This is a genomic window from Pelomonas sp. Root405 (genome assembly GCF_001425165.1).
Lineage (GTDB): Bacteria > Pseudomonadota > Gammaproteobacteria > Burkholderiales > Burkholderiaceae_C > Pelomonas.
The window spans coordinates 151,907-168,787 of the sequence record NZ_LMDU01000014.1 but is presented as its reverse complement, the minus strand read 5'-3'; the positions used below and the strand labels follow the sequence as shown (position 1 = coordinate 168,787).

General features: G+C 63.2%; 17 protein-coding genes and 2 pseudogenes. 12 read left to right on the top strand and 7 right to left on the bottom strand.

Features of this window, described 5'->3' with window-relative positions; all coding sequences use genetic code 11:
- The first annotated feature begins 5 nt into the window (after nucleotides 1-5).
- From ASC81_RS18780 to ASC81_RS27150, 6 genes and pseudogenes are all read left to right on the top strand, one after another.
- Nucleotides 6-1,136: a DegT/DnrJ/EryC1/StrS family aminotransferase gene (locus tag ASC81_RS18780; RefSeq protein WP_056270414.1), complete on the top strand. Its 1,131-nt coding sequence runs from the start codon at nucleotides 6-8 to the stop codon at nucleotides 1,134-1,136.
- Nucleotides 1,133-2,938, top strand: coding sequence for an ABC transporter transmembrane domain-containing protein (locus ASC81_RS18775; protein WP_056270411.1), 1,806 nt, complete (start codon nucleotides 1,133-1,135; stop codon nucleotides 2,936-2,938). The genes ASC81_RS18780 and ASC81_RS18775 overlap by 4 nt, the downstream gene beginning before the upstream one ends.
- A 105-nt stretch (nucleotides 2,939-3,043) precedes the next feature.
- Entirely contained in the window at nucleotides 3,044-3,310 is a 267-nt protein-coding gene (locus tag ASC81_RS18770; RefSeq protein WP_056271752.1) for a type II toxin-antitoxin system ParD family antitoxin, read from the top strand.
- A gap of 2 nt (nucleotides 3,311-3,312) precedes the next feature.
- Entirely contained in the window at nucleotides 3,313-3,606 is a 294-nt protein-coding gene (locus ASC81_RS18765; protein WP_056270408.1) for a type II toxin-antitoxin system RelE/ParE family toxin, read from the top strand.
- A 43-nt stretch (nucleotides 3,607-3,649) separates the two neighbouring features.
- Nucleotides 3,650-3,988, top strand: a pseudogene (locus ASC81_RS18760) (ATP-binding cassette domain-containing protein); the annotation flags it as partial.
- 317 nt (nucleotides 3,989-4,305) lie between these two features.
- Nucleotides 4,306-4,692, top strand: a complete 387-nt coding sequence (locus ASC81_RS27150) for a hypothetical protein (RefSeq protein WP_162245928.1) — start codon at nucleotides 4,306-4,308, stop codon at nucleotides 4,690-4,692.
- A gap of 133 nt (nucleotides 4,693-4,825) precedes the next feature.
- On the opposite strand, the gene ASC81_RS18755 is transcribed toward ASC81_RS27150, so the two are convergent.
- Nucleotides 4,826-6,265: an endonuclease gene (locus ASC81_RS18755; protein WP_056270403.1), complete on the bottom strand. Its 1,440-nt coding sequence runs from the start codon at nucleotides 6,263-6,265 to the stop codon at nucleotides 4,826-4,828.
- A gap of 174 nt (nucleotides 6,266-6,439) precedes the next feature.
- On the opposite strand from ASC81_RS18755, the pseudogene thyA reads away from it, so the two are divergent.
- Both thyA and ASC81_RS18745 read left to right on the top strand, forming a co-directional pair.
- Nucleotides 6,440-6,907: pseudogene (gene thyA / locus ASC81_RS26670) on the top strand (thymidylate synthase); the annotation flags it as partial.
- 295 nt (nucleotides 6,908-7,202) lie between these two features.
- Complete coding sequence (locus ASC81_RS18745) at nucleotides 7,203-7,997, top strand: thymidylate synthase (protein WP_056270400.1); 795 nt, start codon at nucleotides 7,203-7,205, stop codon at nucleotides 7,995-7,997.
- 107 nt (nucleotides 7,998-8,104) lie between these two features.
- Here ASC81_RS18745 and ASC81_RS18740 read toward each other — a convergent pair whose 3' ends face one another.
- The 6 genes from ASC81_RS18740 to ASC81_RS18715 are packed head-to-tail and all read right to left on the bottom strand — an operon-like array spanning nucleotide 8,105 to nucleotide 13,653.
- Nucleotides 8,105-8,491, bottom strand: coding sequence for a hypothetical protein (locus ASC81_RS18740; RefSeq protein WP_056270398.1), 387 nt, complete (start codon nucleotides 8,489-8,491; stop codon nucleotides 8,105-8,107).
- Nucleotides 8,492-8,520: 29 nt separating this feature from the next.
- Entirely contained in the window at nucleotides 8,521-8,880 is a 360-nt protein-coding gene (locus ASC81_RS18735) for a hypothetical protein (RefSeq protein WP_056270395.1), read from the bottom strand.
- Nucleotides 8,881-8,926: 46 nt separating this feature from the next.
- Nucleotides 8,927-9,673 (bottom strand): Qat anti-phage system TatD family nuclease QatD, encoded by a 747-nt coding sequence (gene qatD, locus ASC81_RS18730; RefSeq protein ID WP_056270392.1) that lies wholly within the window; start codon nucleotides 9,671-9,673, stop codon nucleotides 8,927-8,929.
- On the bottom strand, nucleotides 9,670-10,944 hold the full coding sequence (gene qatC / locus ASC81_RS18725; RefSeq protein WP_056270389.1) for a Qat anti-phage system QueC-like protein QatC: 1,275 nt from the start codon (nucleotides 10,942-10,944) through the stop codon (nucleotides 9,670-9,672). Before qatC ends, qatD begins: the two co-directional genes overlap by 4 nt.
- Nucleotides 10,941-11,765 carry a Qat anti-phage system associated protein QatB gene (qatB, locus tag ASC81_RS18720; RefSeq protein WP_056270387.1) on the bottom strand — a complete coding sequence of 275 codons (825 nt, stop codon included), beginning with the start codon at nucleotides 11,763-11,765 and terminating at the stop codon, nucleotides 10,941-10,943. The genes qatC and qatB overlap by 4 nt, the downstream gene beginning before the upstream one ends.
- A 7-nt stretch (nucleotides 11,766-11,772) precedes the next feature.
- On the bottom strand, nucleotides 11,773-13,653 hold the full coding sequence (locus ASC81_RS18715) for a P-loop NTPase fold protein (RefSeq protein ID WP_056270384.1): 1,881 nt from the start codon (nucleotides 13,651-13,653) through the stop codon (nucleotides 11,773-11,775).
- 455 nt (nucleotides 13,654-14,108) lie between these two features.
- Between ASC81_RS18715 and ASC81_RS18710 the strand changes: the two genes are divergently transcribed.
- From ASC81_RS18710 to ASC81_RS18695, 4 genes are read left to right on the top strand one after another with little or no spacing between them, the layout of a single operon-like run.
- Nucleotides 14,109-15,008 (top strand): AAA family ATPase, encoded by a 900-nt coding sequence (locus ASC81_RS18710; protein ID WP_056270381.1) that lies wholly within the window; start codon nucleotides 14,109-14,111, stop codon nucleotides 15,006-15,008.
- Nucleotides 15,005-15,484 carry a hypothetical protein gene (locus ASC81_RS18705; RefSeq protein ID WP_056270378.1) on the top strand — a complete coding sequence of 160 codons (480 nt, stop codon included), beginning with the start codon at nucleotides 15,005-15,007 and terminating at the stop codon, nucleotides 15,482-15,484. The genes ASC81_RS18710 and ASC81_RS18705 overlap by 4 nt, the downstream gene beginning before the upstream one ends.
- On the top strand, nucleotides 15,481-15,981 hold the full coding sequence (locus ASC81_RS18700) for a hypothetical protein (RefSeq protein WP_056270375.1): 501 nt from the start codon (nucleotides 15,481-15,483) through the stop codon (nucleotides 15,979-15,981). Before ASC81_RS18705 ends, ASC81_RS18700 begins: the two co-directional genes overlap by 4 nt.
- Entirely contained in the window at nucleotides 15,981-16,880 is a 900-nt protein-coding gene (locus tag ASC81_RS18695; protein ID WP_056270372.1) for a CBASS oligonucleotide cyclase, read from the top strand. Before ASC81_RS18700 ends, ASC81_RS18695 begins: the two co-directional genes overlap by 1 nt.
- Nucleotide 16,881: the final 1 nt, after the last annotated feature.

Here is a 16,881-nt window from a genome sequence, read left to right as displayed (position 1 = left end):
GCCCGATGACACGCCAACCCACGCGCCCGACCTTTGGCTGGGACAACCGCAGGGGCGAGCACGACAGCGGTCTGCCCGCCGTCGACGACCTGCCCCACACGCGGCTGCTGACCAGCGGCCGCGCGGCGCTGTTCGCGGCGATGAAGGCGCTGGGCGTCAAGGCCGGCGACGGCGTGCTGGCGCCGAGCTATCACTGCCCCACGCTGGTCGCGCCGCTGCGCGCGGCCGGCGCGGCGGTGCAGTTCTATCCGCTCGGGCCCGACGGCCTGCCCGCACTCGACGCGATCACGCCCGCACCCAACACGCGTGCCCTCGTCGTTGCCCAGCTGTTTGGCCTGCCCCGATCGCTCGCCGCCGTGCGCGCCTGGTGCGACGCCCGCGGCATCGCCCTGGTGGAGGACTGCGCCCACAGCTTCTTCGGCCAGGCCGGCGAGCGCACCGTGGGCCATTGGGGCGACTTGGCAACCGCCAGCGTGTCCAAGTTCTTCCCGGTGTCCGAAGGCGGCCTGCTCGCGTCGGCCCGGCCTTTGCCCGACCAGGCCTTGCAGCCGGCCGGTGCCAAGCAGCAGCTCAAGGCCTGGGTCGACCTGCTGGAGCGCAGCAGCGAGCAAGGCCGCTTGGGCGCGCTGAATGCGCCGCTGCGCGCCCTCTTCCGGCTGAAGAACGGCGCACCGCACGCGCCAGGCGCCGCCGGCGCGCCGCGCGAGATGAACGAGGCCGAGATGATGGCCGACTGCGACCTGGCCCGCAGCGAGCAGGCGCCGCCCGCGCTGACGAGCCGCCTTTTCGCGCTGCCGCGCGCCCGCATCGTCGCGCGCCGCCGCGCCCATTACGAAGCGCTGTACCAGGGCACGCTGCAGCTGCGCGGCGCCCGGCCGCTGTTCGGCGCCCTGCCCGCCCAGGCCGCCCCTTATGTGATGCCGCTGTGGGTCGATGAGCCCGAGCCTGTGTATGCGGCGCTGCGCGCGGCTGGCTGCGCGGTGTTCCGCTGGGACCGCGTCTGGCCCGGCGTGCCCACTTTCCACGACGACCACGGCGCGCGCTGGCGCACGCACGTGCTGCAGCTGCTGTGCCACCAGGACCTTGACGACGCCATGCTGGCCCGCACCTGCGCCGTGCTGAACGAGAAGACATGAGTTCCACCACCGACCGCCCCGCCTCCAAACAGGCCCGCTCGCTGAGCGGCCTGGCGCCTTTCCTGCGCCCCTACCGCCTGCAGATCGGCCTGGCCCTGCTGCTCCTGGTGCTGGCCGCTCTCGCCACGCTTGCCTTCCCGCTGGCGCTGCGCGGCTTGATCGACGCCGGCTTCGAGGCCAGCAACCCGGGCGAGAAGCTGATGGCGCTGCGCGAGCATTTCCTGGCGATGTTTGCCGTGGGCGCAGCACTCGGCCTGTTCTCGGCCTCGCGCTTCTACATGGTGACCTGGCTGGGCGAGCGCGTCACCGCCGACCTGCGCAACGCCGTCTACACCCATGTGCTGCGCCAGAGCCCCGAATTCTTCGAGACCACGCAGACCGGCGAGGTGCTGAGCCGCATCACCACCGACACCACCGTTGTTCAGACGGTCGTCGGCTCCAGCCTGTCGATGGGCCTGCGCAACGTCGTCATGGGCATCGGCGCGCTGATCATGCTCGTCGTCACCAACCCCTATGTGATGGGCCAGGTACTGGGCATCCTGGTGCTGGTCGTCGCACCCGCGCTCTACTTCGGCCGCCGCGTGCGCAAGCTGTCGCGCGCCAGCCAGGACCGCGTGGCCGACACCTCGGCCATCGCCGCCGAAGTGCTGAACGCCGTCACCATCGTGCAGAGCTACACGCAGGAAGGCGCCGAGGCGCGGCGCTTCTCGGCCGCCAGCGAGGCCGCCTTCGACACCGCGCGCAAGCGCACGCTGGTGCGCAGCTTCATGGTGGCCTTCATCATCACGGCCGTGTTCGGCGCCATGCTGTGGGGCCTGTACCAGGGCACGCAGGCCGTCATCGCCGGCACCATCTCGGCCGGCCACCTGGGCCAGACCGTCGTCTATGTGACCCTGCTCGTCAGCAGCGTGGCCGTGCTGGCCGAGGTCTGGGGCGACGTGCTGCGCGCGGCCGGCGCCACCGAGCGCCTCATCGAGCTGATGGAGGCGCGCTCACCGGTGGCCGACCCGGCCACGCCGCGCCAGTTGACGGTCACCTCGGGCGGCAGCCGCGTCGAGTTCGACAACATCCGCTTCCACTACCCGTCCCGCCCGCTGACGGCAGCACTCGACGGCATCGCGCTAACCATCGCCGCCGGCGAAACCGTCGCCCTCGTCGGCCCCAGCGGCGCCGGCAAGACGACGATGTTCCAGACGCTGCTGCGCTTCTATGACCCGCAGGCCGGCGAGATCCGCCTGAACGGCGTACCGACCCGCGAGCTGAGCCTGGCCGACCTGCGCGCCAACATCGGCCTGGTGCCGCAAGACAGCGTGATCTTCTCGACCACGGCGATGGAGAACATCCGCTACGGCCGGCCCGAGGCGAGCGACGAGGAAGTGATTGCCGCGGCCAAGGCCGCCTTCGCCGACGACTTCATCCGTGCGCTGCCCGAGGGCTATGCCAGCTTCCTGGGCGAACGCGGCGTGCGCCTGTCCGGCGGCCAGCGCCAGCGCATCAGCATCGCCCGAGCCATGCTGAAGAACCCGCCGCTGCTGCTATTGGACGAGGCGACCAGCGCGCTGGACGCCGAAAGCGAACGCGTCGTTCAAGCGGCATTGGAAGCGGCGATGCAGCACCGCACCACGCTGGTCATCGCGCACCGGCTGGCGACCATCCAGAAGGCCGACCGCATCGTCGTGCTGGATGCCGGGCGCATCGTGGACATTGGCCGGCATGACGAACTGATCACGCGCGGCGGGCTGTATGCGAAGTTGGCGGCGATGCAGTTTGGGTTGGTGGCGGATGGCGATGTAGTTGCGTGAGCGGCTGACTTGTTTTGGCCAATAGCCGTCTCCTGATCCCTACATTCGGATGTCAATCTTTGACATTTTTCGATAAAGTTGGCTTTCGTCTTCAAGGAGCGATGGATGGGCATGAACGTCAACCTCACGCCGCAGCTGGAAGAGCTGGTGCGAGCGAAAGTGGATTCGGGCATGTACTCCTCAGCCAGCGAGGTCGTGCGCGAGGCGCTGCGGCTGATGGATGAGCAAGACCGCCTTCGACACGCCAAGCTGGAAGAACTTCGCCGCGACGTGCGCGCGGGCCTGGACAGTGGCAAAAGCGAGCCGTGGGACGCGGCTTCCCTGAAACAGAACGCGCGCGTTCGGCGGTCCAGCAAGTCGACCACGGCTTAGCAGTGGCGCGCATCACGCGACGGCCGCTGGCGGCGGCCGACATCCTGGAGATTTGGGATTACATCGCCGAGGACAGCTTCGACGCCGCGGATCGGTGGGTCGACGTCTTGGACGAGAAGCTAGCCCTTTGGGCGACGCAGCCGACGATGGGACGCAGTCGCGACGAACTGGCACGCGGTCTTCGCAGCTTTGCGCTGGGGCGGTACGTTGTGTTCGTCATGCCGCTAGAAGATGGAATCGATGTCGTTCGCGTTCTGCACGCGTCGCGCGACTTGGATGCCTTGTTTGCCTCATGACTTCAGACGTCAGGGGCCGGGGCTATGCCTTCGTGGCCAAGCTCTGCGCCTGTCAGGCGGCCAGCGCCAGCGCATCAGCATCGCCCGCGCCATGCTGAAGAACCCGCCGCTGCTGCTGCTGGAGGAAGCCACCAGCGCCCTGGACGCCGAAAGCGAACGCGTCGTTCAAGCGGCATTGGAAGCGGCGATGCAACACCGCACCACGCTCGTCGTCGCACACCGGCCGGCGACCATCCAGAAGGCCGACCGCATCGTTGTGCTGGATGCGGGGCGCATCGTGGACATCGGGAGGCACGACGAGCTGATCACGCGCGGCGGGCTGTATGCAAAGTTGGCGGCGATGCAGTTTGGGTTGGTGGCTGAAGCGGGGCCTACCAGCTGAGCCACTGCAGCCGCTCACGCGGCGGCTTCAGGCTGATGACTGCCGCAACAGAGACGGCATCGTGGGCCGAGTACCGGTGGACTCTTGCTCGATACACGGCACGGCGCCTTCGCTTAGAAATGGCACAGCCAAATGCCTCGTCAAACAAGAGGATGCGCGGCGTCATGGTGAAACGACACACTGGCGTAGAACACGGTGTCAGCCGTTATTCGCGCTAGGACTCGATTCAAATAATCCGTGTTTCCGCCAGAACCATCGCCTCCGCATGTTTTTCGCTCGCGTTTTGCTGGTCCGCGCAGGTCGGCTCGCCTGAGCAGTTGCCTGCAGCCTTCGTCAAGGCCTGGAATTCTCACGACCCCACTGGCAAAGGGTTTGCTGCGATTTTTGCGGACGACGCACATTTCCTGCCGTACGCGGAAATACCTGTTGTTGTCGGCGGCAAGGACATCAGCTTTGGACTCGGAGATCTCGTCGGCAATCAGTGGGCCAATAACGTCGATGCTGCATTGAAGGGGACGCCGCTGGTACACCGGCTGAGTCCCGATATTGCGGTGATCTACTGGCGAACCGACCTAATCGTCGATGGAAAACCAATGGACAACATCCAGCGCGCAAATATCTTTGTCGCCGTTCGCAAAGGCGGCGAATGGCGCATCACGGATTTCCAGCTCACGAAGGAAAATCCTGACAACCCCAGCAAGTAGCCGAACCGCTGCTCGCTGCAGAGCAGGCGATTGAGGATGGCCAGTGCACCAACGTTGATCCGCCCACCCGCTCAAACTGAATCGGGGCCCTGACGATCCGCCCCAGGGCAGTGGCAGATCGCCGCCCCGACGCTCACGGGCACCCCGCCCCGAACAACTCCTCCGCCCACGCCGGATAGTCCACAAACGGATTCCGGTTCCCCTGCCGCTCGACGATGCGGCCGTGCCGGCGGATCTCGTCGGCGCCGACCGGGTCGGCGCGGTGCCAGGCGATGAGCGTGCAGCGCTTGCCGAACAGGTTGCCGCTGGTGCCCACGTTGTCGGCCAGTTCCAGGTTGCCGACGCCGGTGCTGTCGTTGCCTTCGTAGCGGATGGCCATGTAGAACATCATGCGGGCAACGTCGCCCTTGACCGCGGCGCGGGGCTCGAAGCTGTCGGCGTCGGTCAGGTTGCCCGGTGCCTCGCCGATGGCGCTGCCGCCCCAGTCGAAGTCCTTGTTGCCGCGCGTGCTGTTGACCGACACGTCGGCGGGGCGCAGGTGGTGGATGTCGGTGTAGCCCCATTGCCCTTCGTCGGGGAAGCCGTGGCTCTTGGCCCAGACATGCTCGCGGTTCCAGGCGTCCTGGTCGCTGGAGTTGACTGAAGCGTTGTACGTCTTGGCCTGCGAGCGGCCGGTGTAGATGAGGATGACGTTGGCGGTGTTGGCCGGGTCTTCGTCGGTGTACTTCAGCGCATCCCACACCGCCGAGTAGCTCATGCGCGCGTGGCCGTGCGCCGCCGCGGTGTTGAGCGCGCTGCGCAGCGCCACGCCGGTCTTGCCGATGGCGTTGACGTAGTAGGTGTTGAACCCGGGCCAGGTGGCGCCGCCGGTCGGCGGCTGCGAGAACGACGCCGTCAGCGTGACGCCGGCGAAGGCCTTGAAGCCGTACAGGCCGACGTAGTAGCTGGCGGCCTGCGGCTGCGCGAAGGTGCAGGTCTCTTCGTTGCCCACGACCAGCGGGCGGCAGTCATAGGCCGACGAGCTGGGCTCTGAACCGGCACGCACATACAGGTCCACCGCGCCGGTGCCGCCGCTGGTGCGCACGGTCAGGTTGGTGGCGCCCGCGGGCACGTCGATGCGATAGCGCAGCCACGCGCCGGCTGCTGCCGCCTGGTTGCTGACGGGCACGCCGGGTTGCAGCGTCACCGTGGTCGGCGTGCCGGTGCTGGTGTTGTAGTTGCCCACCAGGCTGGCGCCGCTGTAGGCGCGGTAGGCCTGCACGCGCACGTGGTAGGTGGCGGCAGTCGGGCTGGCAAAGGCGCAGTTCTCGGCGTTGGTGCCGCTCTCGGAAGCGCAGTCGTTGCTGCTGCTGGTCGCCTGCGCGCCGCGGCGCACGTAGAGGTCGGCGTCGCCCGTGCCGCCGCTCAGCGCAAAGCTGAGCTGGCTGGCGCCGGCCGGCACCACCAGCGTGAAGTCGCGCGTGTTGCCCGTCGCGCCCGCCAGGCCGGTGACGGCCACGCCCTTGCTCAGCGCTGTCTGCGCCAGCGCGGCCGGGGCCGCTGCCAGGGCGGCCACGGCCACCCAAATCGCCATCCAATCCCGACGACCCATCATGCAACCCCACGTGTTTGACTAAGCCGTAAAAGATTAGCCAGGCTGGATGACGCCGGGGTGACCGTGCCGCCACAGCGCGGGATTTCCATAGCTGCAAACGTGGGAGCGGGTTTGCCAGGGCCGCCCATGGCCCGGCGTAGACAATGCGGGCCCATGAGCACCCCGCCCCGCCTTCCGCAGCAGTACGAAGATTTCATGCGCCATGTGTTCGAGCACGGCGTGCAAAAGAGCGACCGCACCGGCACCGGCACGCGCAGCGTGTTCGGCCACCAGATGCGCTTCGACCTGGCCGCCGGCTTTCCGCTGGTGACGACCAAGAAAGTGCACCTGAAGTCCATCGTGCTGGAGCTGCTGTGGTTCCTGCGCGGCGACAGCAACGTCAAGTGGCTGCAGGAGCGCGGCGTGACGATCTGGAACGAATGGGCGCGTGAGGACGGCGACCTGGGCCCCGTCTACGGCGTCCAGTGGCGCTCCTGGCCCACACCCGATGGCGGCCACATCGACCAGATCGCCGACGTCGTCAAGACGCTCAAGACCAACCCCGATTCGCGCCGCATCATCGTCAGCGCCTGGAACGTGGCCGAGCTGCCGAAGATGGCGCTGATGCCCTGCCACGTCTTTGTGCCTTTGGGAAGGGTACACAAGATGCTCTCTCCTGGGCGGGGACGGTCCGCGAGCAGGTGTACCCGTACACCAGGCGACGCGACGCGCCACGGGCGCACGCTAGGGGGCCGCCGGCGCGAAACACCCGTCAAAGCCATTTCCGCATTTGCCAGTGCCCCGGGGCACACGGCTAAGCTTCAAGCGAATCACTAAGATAGGCCAGAAGCCGCCGGGCCAGTGCCGCCCAACAAGGGCTCGCGGCGGGAGTAAAACTCATATTTACACGTGCCTTTCTAAAAACGGCATTCAGCAAATGCAGCAATATCTAGAGCTCCTGCACCACGTGATGAACGAAGGTGTCGACCGCCCAGACCGGACTGGCACCGGCACGCGTGCAGTGTTTGGACATCAAATGCGGTTCAACCTTCAACACGGCTTTCCGGCCCTGACCACGAAGAGGCTGCACCTCAAGTCCATCATCGTCGAATTGCTTTGGTTCCTTCGAGGCGACACCAATATCAAATGGCTCAAGGAACACAACGTATCCATTTGGGATGAGTGGGCAGATGAAAATGGTGACCTGGGTCCAGTCTATGGAAAACAGTGGCGAGATTGGCAGGCTGCAGATGGCAGGCACATCGACCAAATCGCAGAACTCATCACTCTCATTAAGAAAGACCCAAATTCCCGGCGTCAGCTGGTCACGGCCTGGAATCCCGGAGAGCTGAAGTACATGAAGCTCGCACCCTGCCACTGCTTGGTGCAAACGGCTGTCATGGGCGGCAAACTGCATTTGCAGCTCTATCAGCGTTCCTGCGATGTCTTCTTGGGAGTTCCCTTCAATATCGCAAGCTACGCCCTACTCCAGCTTATCCTCGCACAGCAATGTGATTTAGAGCCGGGAGATTTCGTATGGACGGGTGGAGATGTCCATATTTACAGCAATCATTTCGAACAGGTTAATCTGCAAATGACACGCGAGCCGCGGCCGCTGCCTAAAATGCAGATTCTTCGTCGGCCAAGCACTATCGACGGATATATGCCCGAAGATTTTGAGCTGACGCAATACGACCCCCATCCGCACATTAAGGGAGTCGTCGCAATATAAACACTAGGCCTCAAGTGCTTGTACTTTGACACTGACCGCGAAGTTCAGGGACGGATGTCTCCCGCTTCGACTTAGTCGATTCAAAGTCGAAGTGAAGTACTAGCTGGCTACGGTATCGTTCCAAGCGCAAACTGCCACGCCGCAGACCGTTGCAGCGCTTCCTTAAGTGAACTCACGTCTGAAGGAATTGGCTCGCCAAACTCGTCAGAGAACAGCGCACAGTCCAGCGTTGCAACCATTAGGCAGACCAACGAGATGAAATCGTGAGCCTCTGACCGGGCGTCGATGCGCACTCCTATTTCGCATCCCCTGCCGTCGAAGTTGATGTCGATACGGTTGCCCTCGTCGGACCCAAACATTGTCCAGCCTGTGCCTTCTATGCTTGCTGGCATCAACCCGACAAGAAACGACTCTGCGCGCATCCGGACGGCTTCGGGCAAAGACCGTTGCCCCTCTTGGTCAGTCACCACGACATCGAACTGCCATATGGCCATCGGCTCTTCTCCCGACGTGCTCGGCCGAGCTACTGCTCTAGCTCCCGAGCGACCTTCTGCATCAGCTCAGAAGCCAGCAGCACCGCGGTCCGAGTACCCATGTCCGCCCTGCCCCCGTTCACGTACCCCTGCGCGGCTCGTAACGACCGCAGCAAGGCTTCTTCGGCTTCAACGACTTCTTCCCTCGACCGCCTCAAGGACAGCGTCAGGCGAAGCACCTGAATCTGGCGGTCCGCCGCACGGAGGTAGTCGCGAAGCTGCCTCTGCCACGGCTTCGTGGTCGGTAACGCCTTCAGCACCGCCTGAACTAGGTCATCCAGGTCGCCCAGTGGCTTCCCGCCCGGGGCGGTCAACTTGTCGAGTGGGATGAGCGAGAGCGTGCCTTCCATGGACAGATTTCAATCGACCGCCGCTGACCTGGCAAGCCCCCGAGCACTACCCCACGCCCTTGAACCCGCTCCCCAACAGGCTTAGAAGATTCGCTCGCAACTGGTCTTGAGCTTCCTCGGGCCCCACCTGCCAGAGCTCAGCGAGTACCGAGCTGACATCCATCGCTTGCCAGGGCATCAAAGGCGCACCCCGCACCTTCGCAAATGGCCCGTCGGTTTCCGGCAGGACGCGGTCTATGGGCATCCGGCTCGCCAGCGAGCGGCCTTTTCCTCCGGCCAACATTGCCGGGCCGACACTGAACCAACAACCGGCTCGAACTGCGACCTCAAGGGTGGCCATCCCACCGGAGAACCAGTGCAGCACCGGGGTCCCCACATCGCCGGCAAGCGCCAACAGTTCAACGACACGAGCCTCCGCACCACGGGAATGGATGCTAAGCACCCTTCCCCCTTTGCGCTGGCACTCGGCAAGCGCTGCTTTGAACACGCGTTCCTGGACCTCCAACGAGCCCCGATGGGGAGCGGAGCCGTCCAAGCCGATTTCACCGACAAACCGTGCACGCTCAATACCTGCAATCAGCGCATCAAGCTCACCGGCTTTTGCCTGCGCGACCTCTGGGTGCAGGCCCAACCCAATGGTCAGCCGCCTGAATTCGCTGAAGACACGCGAGGTCGCATGGAAGGCCCGCGGGCTCGTGGTGACGACCAGAGTGAACTCGTTGCGACGATTTGCCTGACGCGCGACCTCGAGGCCGTCCGGATAGAGGTCGACGTGGCAGTGGAAATCAATCACAAGACATTGTGGTCACGGAGTAGTGCGCCGAGTTCTTCAAATCCGCGCTGCACGACCGCTTCGAACTTTCTTCGCTCAATAGGGTCGGCAAATGAGAACTGGCCCGCGGTGAACGCCGGCGCCCCAGAAGCTTCGATTTTGAGCACGGCCCTGGCCACAGCTCCAACATCGTTGGCTCCTTTTGCAGGGCCGGCGATGCTCAAATCGTCGAACACGTAGTCGCGCGTGTCGTCGGTCAGCCTAGCCCTCTTGAAGGACGCTCTGCGCACCATACAAGGCACGCATCGACCGCAATGAGTGTAGCCGTAGTACCCAAACCTACCGCAGCTGGTGGACTGCCCCGCCAGCTCGGAAAGAAGGTCCGGGTCCTCGCATCTATCCAGCATCTCGCCCTTGGTCATATAGGCGTACGGGCGAAGCAAGGCGCCGGGAATATCCAGCTCGTCCCAGATTGCCTGAAGGCGCATCATGAACACCGGATGGGTGGTCTTTGTGCTGAGGCTCCCCACGCGCCCCGCGTTGAGCGGCACGTTCAAACTGATGAGGCCATTCTCAGGAACGTAGACCTCGACCCGGCCCTGCGTTTGCTGATGCAGGGCATCGGCGGCGATGGCGGCGAATGCGAAGAACACTATTGACCGACCGCGCGTTGACCTCTCAGTCTCATGAGTCACGCGCACGTTGTGATTCCACTGAAGGTGCCGGTCAGCACCGCCAACGCGTCGAGCATAGAGCCGTTGGGTGTCAGAGTCGCCTTTTGCCATCTGCGACACGAAGAGCGGTCGTCGGCCATGCGCAGTCAGGTCAATCGCGCCAACCAGACTATCCAGGCCGCCCGAAAGTAGGCTAACGCAGTCGGCGTCGAATCGCTGGACATTGGTCGACCTAGGTGGCGGCTCGCCTCCGTCAACAAACCGAAGCTGCCAGAAGTCGCCGGTCAGGAAGCGCAGGGCCTCTGCAATCTGGGCTCTCATCGGCTGGAACGGTGCCGGGTCATGCAGCGCTACTTCCAACTGAATCGACCTGGTCCAACCGTCTGCAGTGCGAGCTCTACCAACCGCCAGGTCTGCCGCATTGACGGCCAGAGCGAACGTCAAAAAGTCCCACGCACGTGTGCTGGGGCTCATGCGCGCGCGGCCGATGTCGCGAAGCAGTCCAGTGCCAACGGTGCTGATGTCAACTCGCTCGTGGCGGTACATCGAGAAGTAGTTAATCCCAGGCAGCAAATCGTCCGGCAGCCGGTCCTTGTGGGCGCAGATGACCGTGCTCATAGGAGGCCCTCAAAGACTTCGAAAGTCGTTTTCACTGCGACCTGCATCAGGTCGTCCAGCTCAGCGCGCGTGGGATTAGCAGTAGTTGTCCTCAACGCCCTGACCGCGGTTCTGACCTCGCTGCGGATAAAGCCCCGCATCTCCTGTTCCCTTTGGACAGCAATGGCAGGTTCGACCTGCGAGCTTTCAAGCGACTGGCCAATATCGAAGCACACCCGATTCGTCACCTCGATGGCGAGGAACAAGCTCATCAATGACCAGATGTCATCCTGTCCAAGGCTCAGCAGGTCCAGGTTGGGCTCTTGCACCAGCAAGTCCGATAGGGCCGCTGCCATGGCGTCGCGCAACGACTCCTCGTCCGCGCTCCCGCCGGGCGGCGCGAGCTCTTTGACTATCGCGTTGACGACGTCGTCGGCCGTCGCGCCTGAGTTGCGCAAATCGTCGACCCAAGCCCGAGCCTCTGCCGAGCTTCTGGTCGCGGCGGCGGACAACAACGAGAAAAGTTCTGCGCCGGCCTTCGTCGAAGCGCGCATCCTAGACGCCGCGGCGCCTGCGCCCCCGCTGCCCGAGCGCGAGTAGTGACCGAGGGCTCTGCCCAGGCTTGCGCGGTCACCCGTGTTGATGAACTTTCGAAGCTGCGTCCTTGCCTCGCGATACCGAGCAGGAGCTGCGTTGCCGGTGGGCCCATCACGCGGCGGCACACCGGGGTCACCGATTGGCACACCGCTTCCCGACCCGACGCCAGAGGCGACGTCATCGAGCCAAGGAGGGTCGAGCGGATTGCCGCTGCCTGGCCCGCTGCTGGATGTAGAGGTTCCCATCGTCAGCTCACTTCTTCTTGCTCTTGGCCCTGAAATAGCCCTTAACCGACGGCGATGCAGTCGTGTCGGCTGCCCACTTGGCAAGCAACTGCGCAGCCCAGCTCTTCTCCGCGAGCAGCGGCAAGATGACCGTTGTCACTTTGGGCACTGGAATTTCGGCCAAGCCGGCAGCCAACTGGACGCCTAGCTGGTCGAACGCGGCCGGGCAGTTGAAGCACCTTCTAATGCTTGAGTCCGACCACTGCTCCGCCCTCGCCTGCCGGATGAGTCGCTTCAGCAACTTCGCAGCTTCCATCTCGCCAAGCGCCCTTAGCTGAGCGACGAGTGCATGCGATTCGCCATCGACTGTGGCCGCTGCCGCAAGGACTTTTTTCGCCTGCGTCGACAGCTCGTCGTAGGAGGCCAGCCCCAGAGCCCTGTCTCTGCTCAGGTGTAACACCGGCCGGAGGTCGACGTCGGCTAATTGCGGGCTGAGCCCGACCCACTGCTCATAGAAACTGCCCTCCCACGACGGGTCAGGCGCCACATATGCTTCGCCCTTGACTCCGGACTCTTCGACCGCCTTGAAGAAAACGGCTTTGCCGTCCTGGCTCGAAGCAACCGCCTTCGCCAAAAACTCGAACGCCACGGCAGTCGCACAGCGCTCCAGCAGCTGAACCTTCACCAACTCCGCGAAGGGAAGCGTCAGGTCCATGTCGGCTGCTATGGTCCGTCGGAGCATCAAGTTGTTCATGAAGCGCTTGATGAGCCGCGGATTGCCGCCAATCTCCTCAGACGCGACCAATAGGGGCGCTAATTGGTCTGCGATGTCCAGCTCCGCCGCAATCAGGTGTGCCACATCGCCAAACGCCTTGGTGAACAGCTCGCTATCGAAGCCGCCTTCCCAGGACTTCTTGAGCTTATCGAGGATAACTTTCCGACCCTGAAAGTGCGTCTTATGGTCAATGCTGCCCGTGCGCTCAGCCAAGTCCGCAAACAGCAAGACGAGGTAGGCCTTCACCTCGTTCACGCCCAACCGTGGGACGCTCAACGGCACCTGAATCAGTTTGTCGAAATAACTTGTGACCTGTCCTTCCTCGATTTCGACGCCCTTGAAATGAGCCTTCACTGCGCCCCTAATCATGTTCTCGTCGGCGGCGATGATGAACGCCGTCCGCTTGACATGAAGGAGCAGCCGCATTGCTTCGAGCGTCGAGATGGCGGTGTTCGGCAAGCAGCGGTCTAGGTCATCGACCAGCACTACTAAGGTGACATCCAGCTCCTTCAGCAGCTCCTCGAAGGCATCGCGAAGACCCTGAATCTCCTTGGGCAACGACCGCTCTTTCTTTGCATCAACAAGCTCTTTCAGTTCGGGCTCAAGCTCGGAATAGGCGGACTGAACCGCCTTGAATTGCTCTTGGCGGTCAGCCAGTTCACCGGTCGCAGTCACGAGGCCGGATACCGCTCCAACCAGCGCACCGACTGGGCCGCCCAGCGCCGTGCCGGCTGCGACGTGAGACGCCACGGGTGCGAAGAAACGAACTGCCTTCAGTACTTTGATGCGCTTTGCGAACGCCTTCACCTTCTGGAGCAGCGTCTCATCCGACTTCACCTGTTCGAGCAGACGGTCGGTCACGACGTCCAACAACGCGTGCCGTGCGTCCTCGTAGCCTTGATAGAGCCATGCATTGAAATTCAGGAGAACAAGGGCGGCGCCTTGGTCCTCGCCTGGCTTCGCGACCAGTTCAGCGCCAATGAGCTTGACCAACGTCGACTTACCCGCCCCCCAACCGCCCGAGATACCGATGGTCAGCGGCGCGCCTTTAGCCGCGCGTATTAGCCCAGCGGCCGCTCGTGCGACCACACCGAAGTTGAGCAAGTCAACTTCGGCCTCAATGTCCTGCCACATGCGCCTGTCTCCCTGAATCTTGACGCCGCAGCTAGTGAGGTGCGCGGCATCTTGTCGGTGTTACCAGATGTGTACCACGCTTGCGTCGCGAGCTGAGTGCGGTCAGCCCTATCCGTTGCTCTTGCCTCCCACTTGCAGGTGCTTGAGTCGTTAGGCAGCAACAGACTACGGCGCGAGTGGTCCACGTACTGAGCCTCCAATGGATGGGCCGCAAATGGGCTGGCACCATGGGTGGCTCATCCAGCGAGCCACCAATCAATCAGTATTGCTGGGGTTCAGGTAGTGCTCGAGTTTCGTTGCTGCTATCTGTATACAAAACCAGCTTGTGTTTTTATACTGGCCCTACCGATAGCGTGGCGCGTCAGCGCCACACACCATCTATAGTTTTTGTTAGCACTCTGCTAGATTGAGTGCCAATGGGACTGGTGTGTATTTGGACACGCAAGGAGCGTTGGATGGCATCGCATGAAGAGCTTCCCAAGGGCATCCATCGCCTCATCAAGCTTCCCTCCCAGGAGCTGGGTGAGTTGTGGGATTCCATCGTCCTGGACCAGGGCGTCAAGGACCAGTTGATTGGCCAGGCCATCATTAACTTCACGGTCCGCCAGAAGGTGCCGCGGACTGTGCTACCGCTGCACGGCACCATCCTCTTGGTCGGCGAGCCAGGAACCGGGAAGACCTCGTTGGCCCGCGGCTTGGCGCACAAGGCGGCCGAGGTCTTCGACAGCACTGCTTTCCGCCTGCTTGAGGTCGACCCCCACGCGCTCGGCAGCGCCATGATGGGCAACACTCAGAAGGCCGTCACCACCCTCTTCGGGCAGACCATCGCCGAGTCGGCTATGGCAGGACCGACCATTGTGCTGCTGGACGAGGTCGAGACTCTCGCCGCGGACCGCGGCAAGCTAAGCCTGCAGGCGAATCCGGTCGACGTGCACCGAGCCACTGATGCCGTGCTCGTGCAACTGGACATGCTGGCTGAGGAGCACAACAACCTCCTGTTCGTGGCGACCTCGAACTTCCCGCAAGCCGTCGACGAGGCCTTCACGTCTCGCTGCGACCTGGTCCTCGAGATACCGCGGCCAAACGCGCAGGCCTGCCAGCAAATCCTGACGTGCTGCCTCGTCGAGCTTGGCGGCATCTTCAAGGCCATCACCGCGCTGCCGACGGCAGCCGGTTTCGACACGCTTGTGCATGAGGTTCAAGGACTTGACGGCCGCGCCATTCGCAAGGTCGTCGGCAGCGCCCTCGCCTTGCGAAAGCAGGTCGCGGTGGACCCCAACCAGCTGACCTTGGCAGACCTCGTGAGCGCTGCGAAGTCCGCCAAAGCGACTCGTGTCAAAGGGGCCAAGTCATGACCACGGTCGCAAGCCGAGTCGTCCGCAGCTCACCGCATCGCAATACCAGCGACACCTGGGCCTTCATCGTTGACCTTCTCACACAAGGCAAGGACAGCGACGCCAGGAAAGAACTGCTGTCGGTTGCGGGTATCGCCAGCTCCGTCATCGCCGAACGAGGCCCCGGGGACGCCGCCATCCTAGTCACCTGCGAAGGGCCGCGGACGCGTGTGTACTGCATCTACGACGACGCCGCCATCGAGGGCGGCGATGCCAAGGAAGACGACCTGGGCTACGACCCCTTGAAGGGGCATTGGGTCATTTCACTCCCCTGCCCTGAAGAGGACCTTGAGTGGATTCAACGAGCTCTGAAGGCAAAGAGCATTCGCATCACCGCCCGCGACATGACTCAGATACTTGGTGAGGAAGCGGAAGCCGGCAAATCAGCGGCAAGTGGCGGTCTCACCTTGAACGTGGACAAGTTCCTGAAATCATGAGTGCAGTCGCCGTCTACTCCTACACCCAGTCGGTCGTATATGTCGCCGACAACATCCTAAAAAGCCTCAAAGACATCATCCGACACAGCGGCCTGGACCCCTCCAAGCTTGTCGGTGACTGGGAAGTCCTGCTGCGAGGTATCAGCACCTGGATTGAGTCCAGGCACCTTGAGGCCGTGAAGCTGGAGATTTACGACCCCAGGACCGATGCGCTCATCACGCGCTGGGACGTCGCCATCTCGTACAGCTGGGACATCTCGGCTGGGACCTTTTGGACCGATACCGAGCAGCTGAAGTACGCCATCCGCAAGGCCGGCCTCATGCCTTCGCAGGCCAGCTACCGCGTTGTCGCAAGCTACAAGCAAGGTCGCCCAGACGTTACTGGCTGGAGCTCCTGCACCCTCCGCTCGACCGCTGGGATGGTGCAACAGAGCCTCGGCACCACCATAGAGCACAACGGGCTCGGCGCCAACACCACCTACTGGAGGAAGCTCTGATGCTCACCATCGACGAGGCCTTCCGCAAGTTCAAGAGCCGCCTTGAGCTCAATGCCAAGGAACAGAAGAACGCTTCCGAGCGCCACACCGAGGTTCGGAACTTCATCCGCAGCAAGTTCGCCATCGACCGCGATTTCCTGACGGGCTCCTACGCTCGATACACAAAGACGAAGCCTCTCAAGGACATCGACATCTTCTTCGTGATGGCGGAGACCGAAAAACACTACCGCGGCAAGAGCGCCGGCGTGGTGCTCGACGACTACCAAGCCGCGCTGTTGGAAGAGTACGGCGAGAAGGCGGTCCGCCGTCAGAGCCGCTCCATCAATGTCGATTTCGGCGTCGACGTCAAGGAAGAGGACAAGACTGACTACAAGATTCTGAGCGTCGACGTCGTGCCCGCCTTTCCCTGCGGCAACGACTATGAGATTCCCGACGACGACAGCGGCAAGTGGATAAAGACCAACCCCGAAACCCATGCTGAGAAGGCCACCAAGGCGCACCAGAACTATGGCAACGAATGGAAGGGCTTGGTGCGCATGGTCAAGTACTGGAACAACAACAAGAAGCACGGCGAGAAGCCCATCAAGCCGTCCTTCCTCATCGAGGTGATGGCCCTGCAGTGCTTGTATGGCGGCTGGGGTGGTCAATTCGACCGGGAAATTCAAAGTTTCTTCGCAACCATGGCCACCCGCATTGGCGAGGTGTGGGCTGACCCTGCAGGCCTGGGCCCGCCCATCAGCAACTCCATGAACGCCGCGCGTGTGACCAGAGCGCAGCAAGCGCTGCGTCAAGCCGCAAGCGAGGCCGACCGGGCCATCAATCTAGTGCGTCAAGGGCGAACTGGTGATGCGCTCAAGGCTTGGCGCGACCTGTTCGGTCCAATGTTCCCCTTGAGCTGAG

Bases quoted from the DNA above. Each gene is read 5' to 3' on its own strand.
- ASC81_RS18755 (WP_056270403.1), bottom strand. From the start codon at position 6,265: ATGGCGATTTGGGTGGCCGTGGCCGCCCTGGCAGCGGCCCCGGCCGCG.
- ASC81_RS18770 (WP_056271752.1), top strand. From the start codon at position 3,044: ATGGGCATGAACGTCAACCTCACGCCGCAGCTGGAAGAGCTGGTGCGA.
- ASC81_RS18745 (WP_056270400.1), top strand. From the start codon at position 7,203: ATGCAGCAATATCTAGAGCTCCTGCACCACGTGATGAACGAAGGTGTC.
- ASC81_RS18695 (WP_056270372.1), top strand. From the start codon at position 15,981: ATGCTCACCATCGACGAGGCCTTCCGCAAGTTCAAGAGCCGCCTTGAG.
- ASC81_RS18700 (WP_056270375.1), top strand. From the start codon at position 15,481: ATGAGTGCAGTCGCCGTCTACTCCTACACCCAGTCGGTCGTATATGTC.
- ASC81_RS18715 (WP_056270384.1), bottom strand. From the start codon at position 13,653: ATGTGGCAGGACATTGAGGCCGAAGTTGACTTGCTCAACTTCGGTGTG.
- qatB (WP_056270387.1), bottom strand. From the start codon at position 11,765: ATGGGAACCTCTACATCCAGCAGCGGGCCAGGCAGCGGCAATCCGCTC.
- ASC81_RS18710 (WP_056270381.1), top strand. From the start codon at position 14,109: ATGGCATCGCATGAAGAGCTTCCCAAGGGCATCCATCGCCTCATCAAG.
- ASC81_RS18780 (WP_056270414.1), top strand. From the start codon at position 6: ATGACACGCCAACCCACGCGCCCGACCTTTGGCTGGGACAACCGCAGG.
- ASC81_RS18735 (WP_056270395.1), bottom strand. From the start codon at position 8,880: ATGGAAGGCACGCTCTCGCTCATCCCACTCGACAAGTTGACCGCCCCG.
- qatC (WP_056270389.1), bottom strand. From the start codon at position 10,944: ATGAGCACGGTCATCTGCGCCCACAAGGACCGGCTGCCGGACGATTTG.
- ASC81_RS18740 (WP_056270398.1), bottom strand. From the start codon at position 8,491: ATGGCCATATGGCAGTTCGATGTCGTGGTGACTGACCAAGAGGGGCAA.
- ASC81_RS18775 (WP_056270411.1), top strand. From the start codon at position 1,133: ATGAGTTCCACCACCGACCGCCCCGCCTCCAAACAGGCCCGCTCGCTG.
- ASC81_RS18705 (WP_056270378.1), top strand. From the start codon at position 15,005: ATGACCACGGTCGCAAGCCGAGTCGTCCGCAGCTCACCGCATCGCAAT.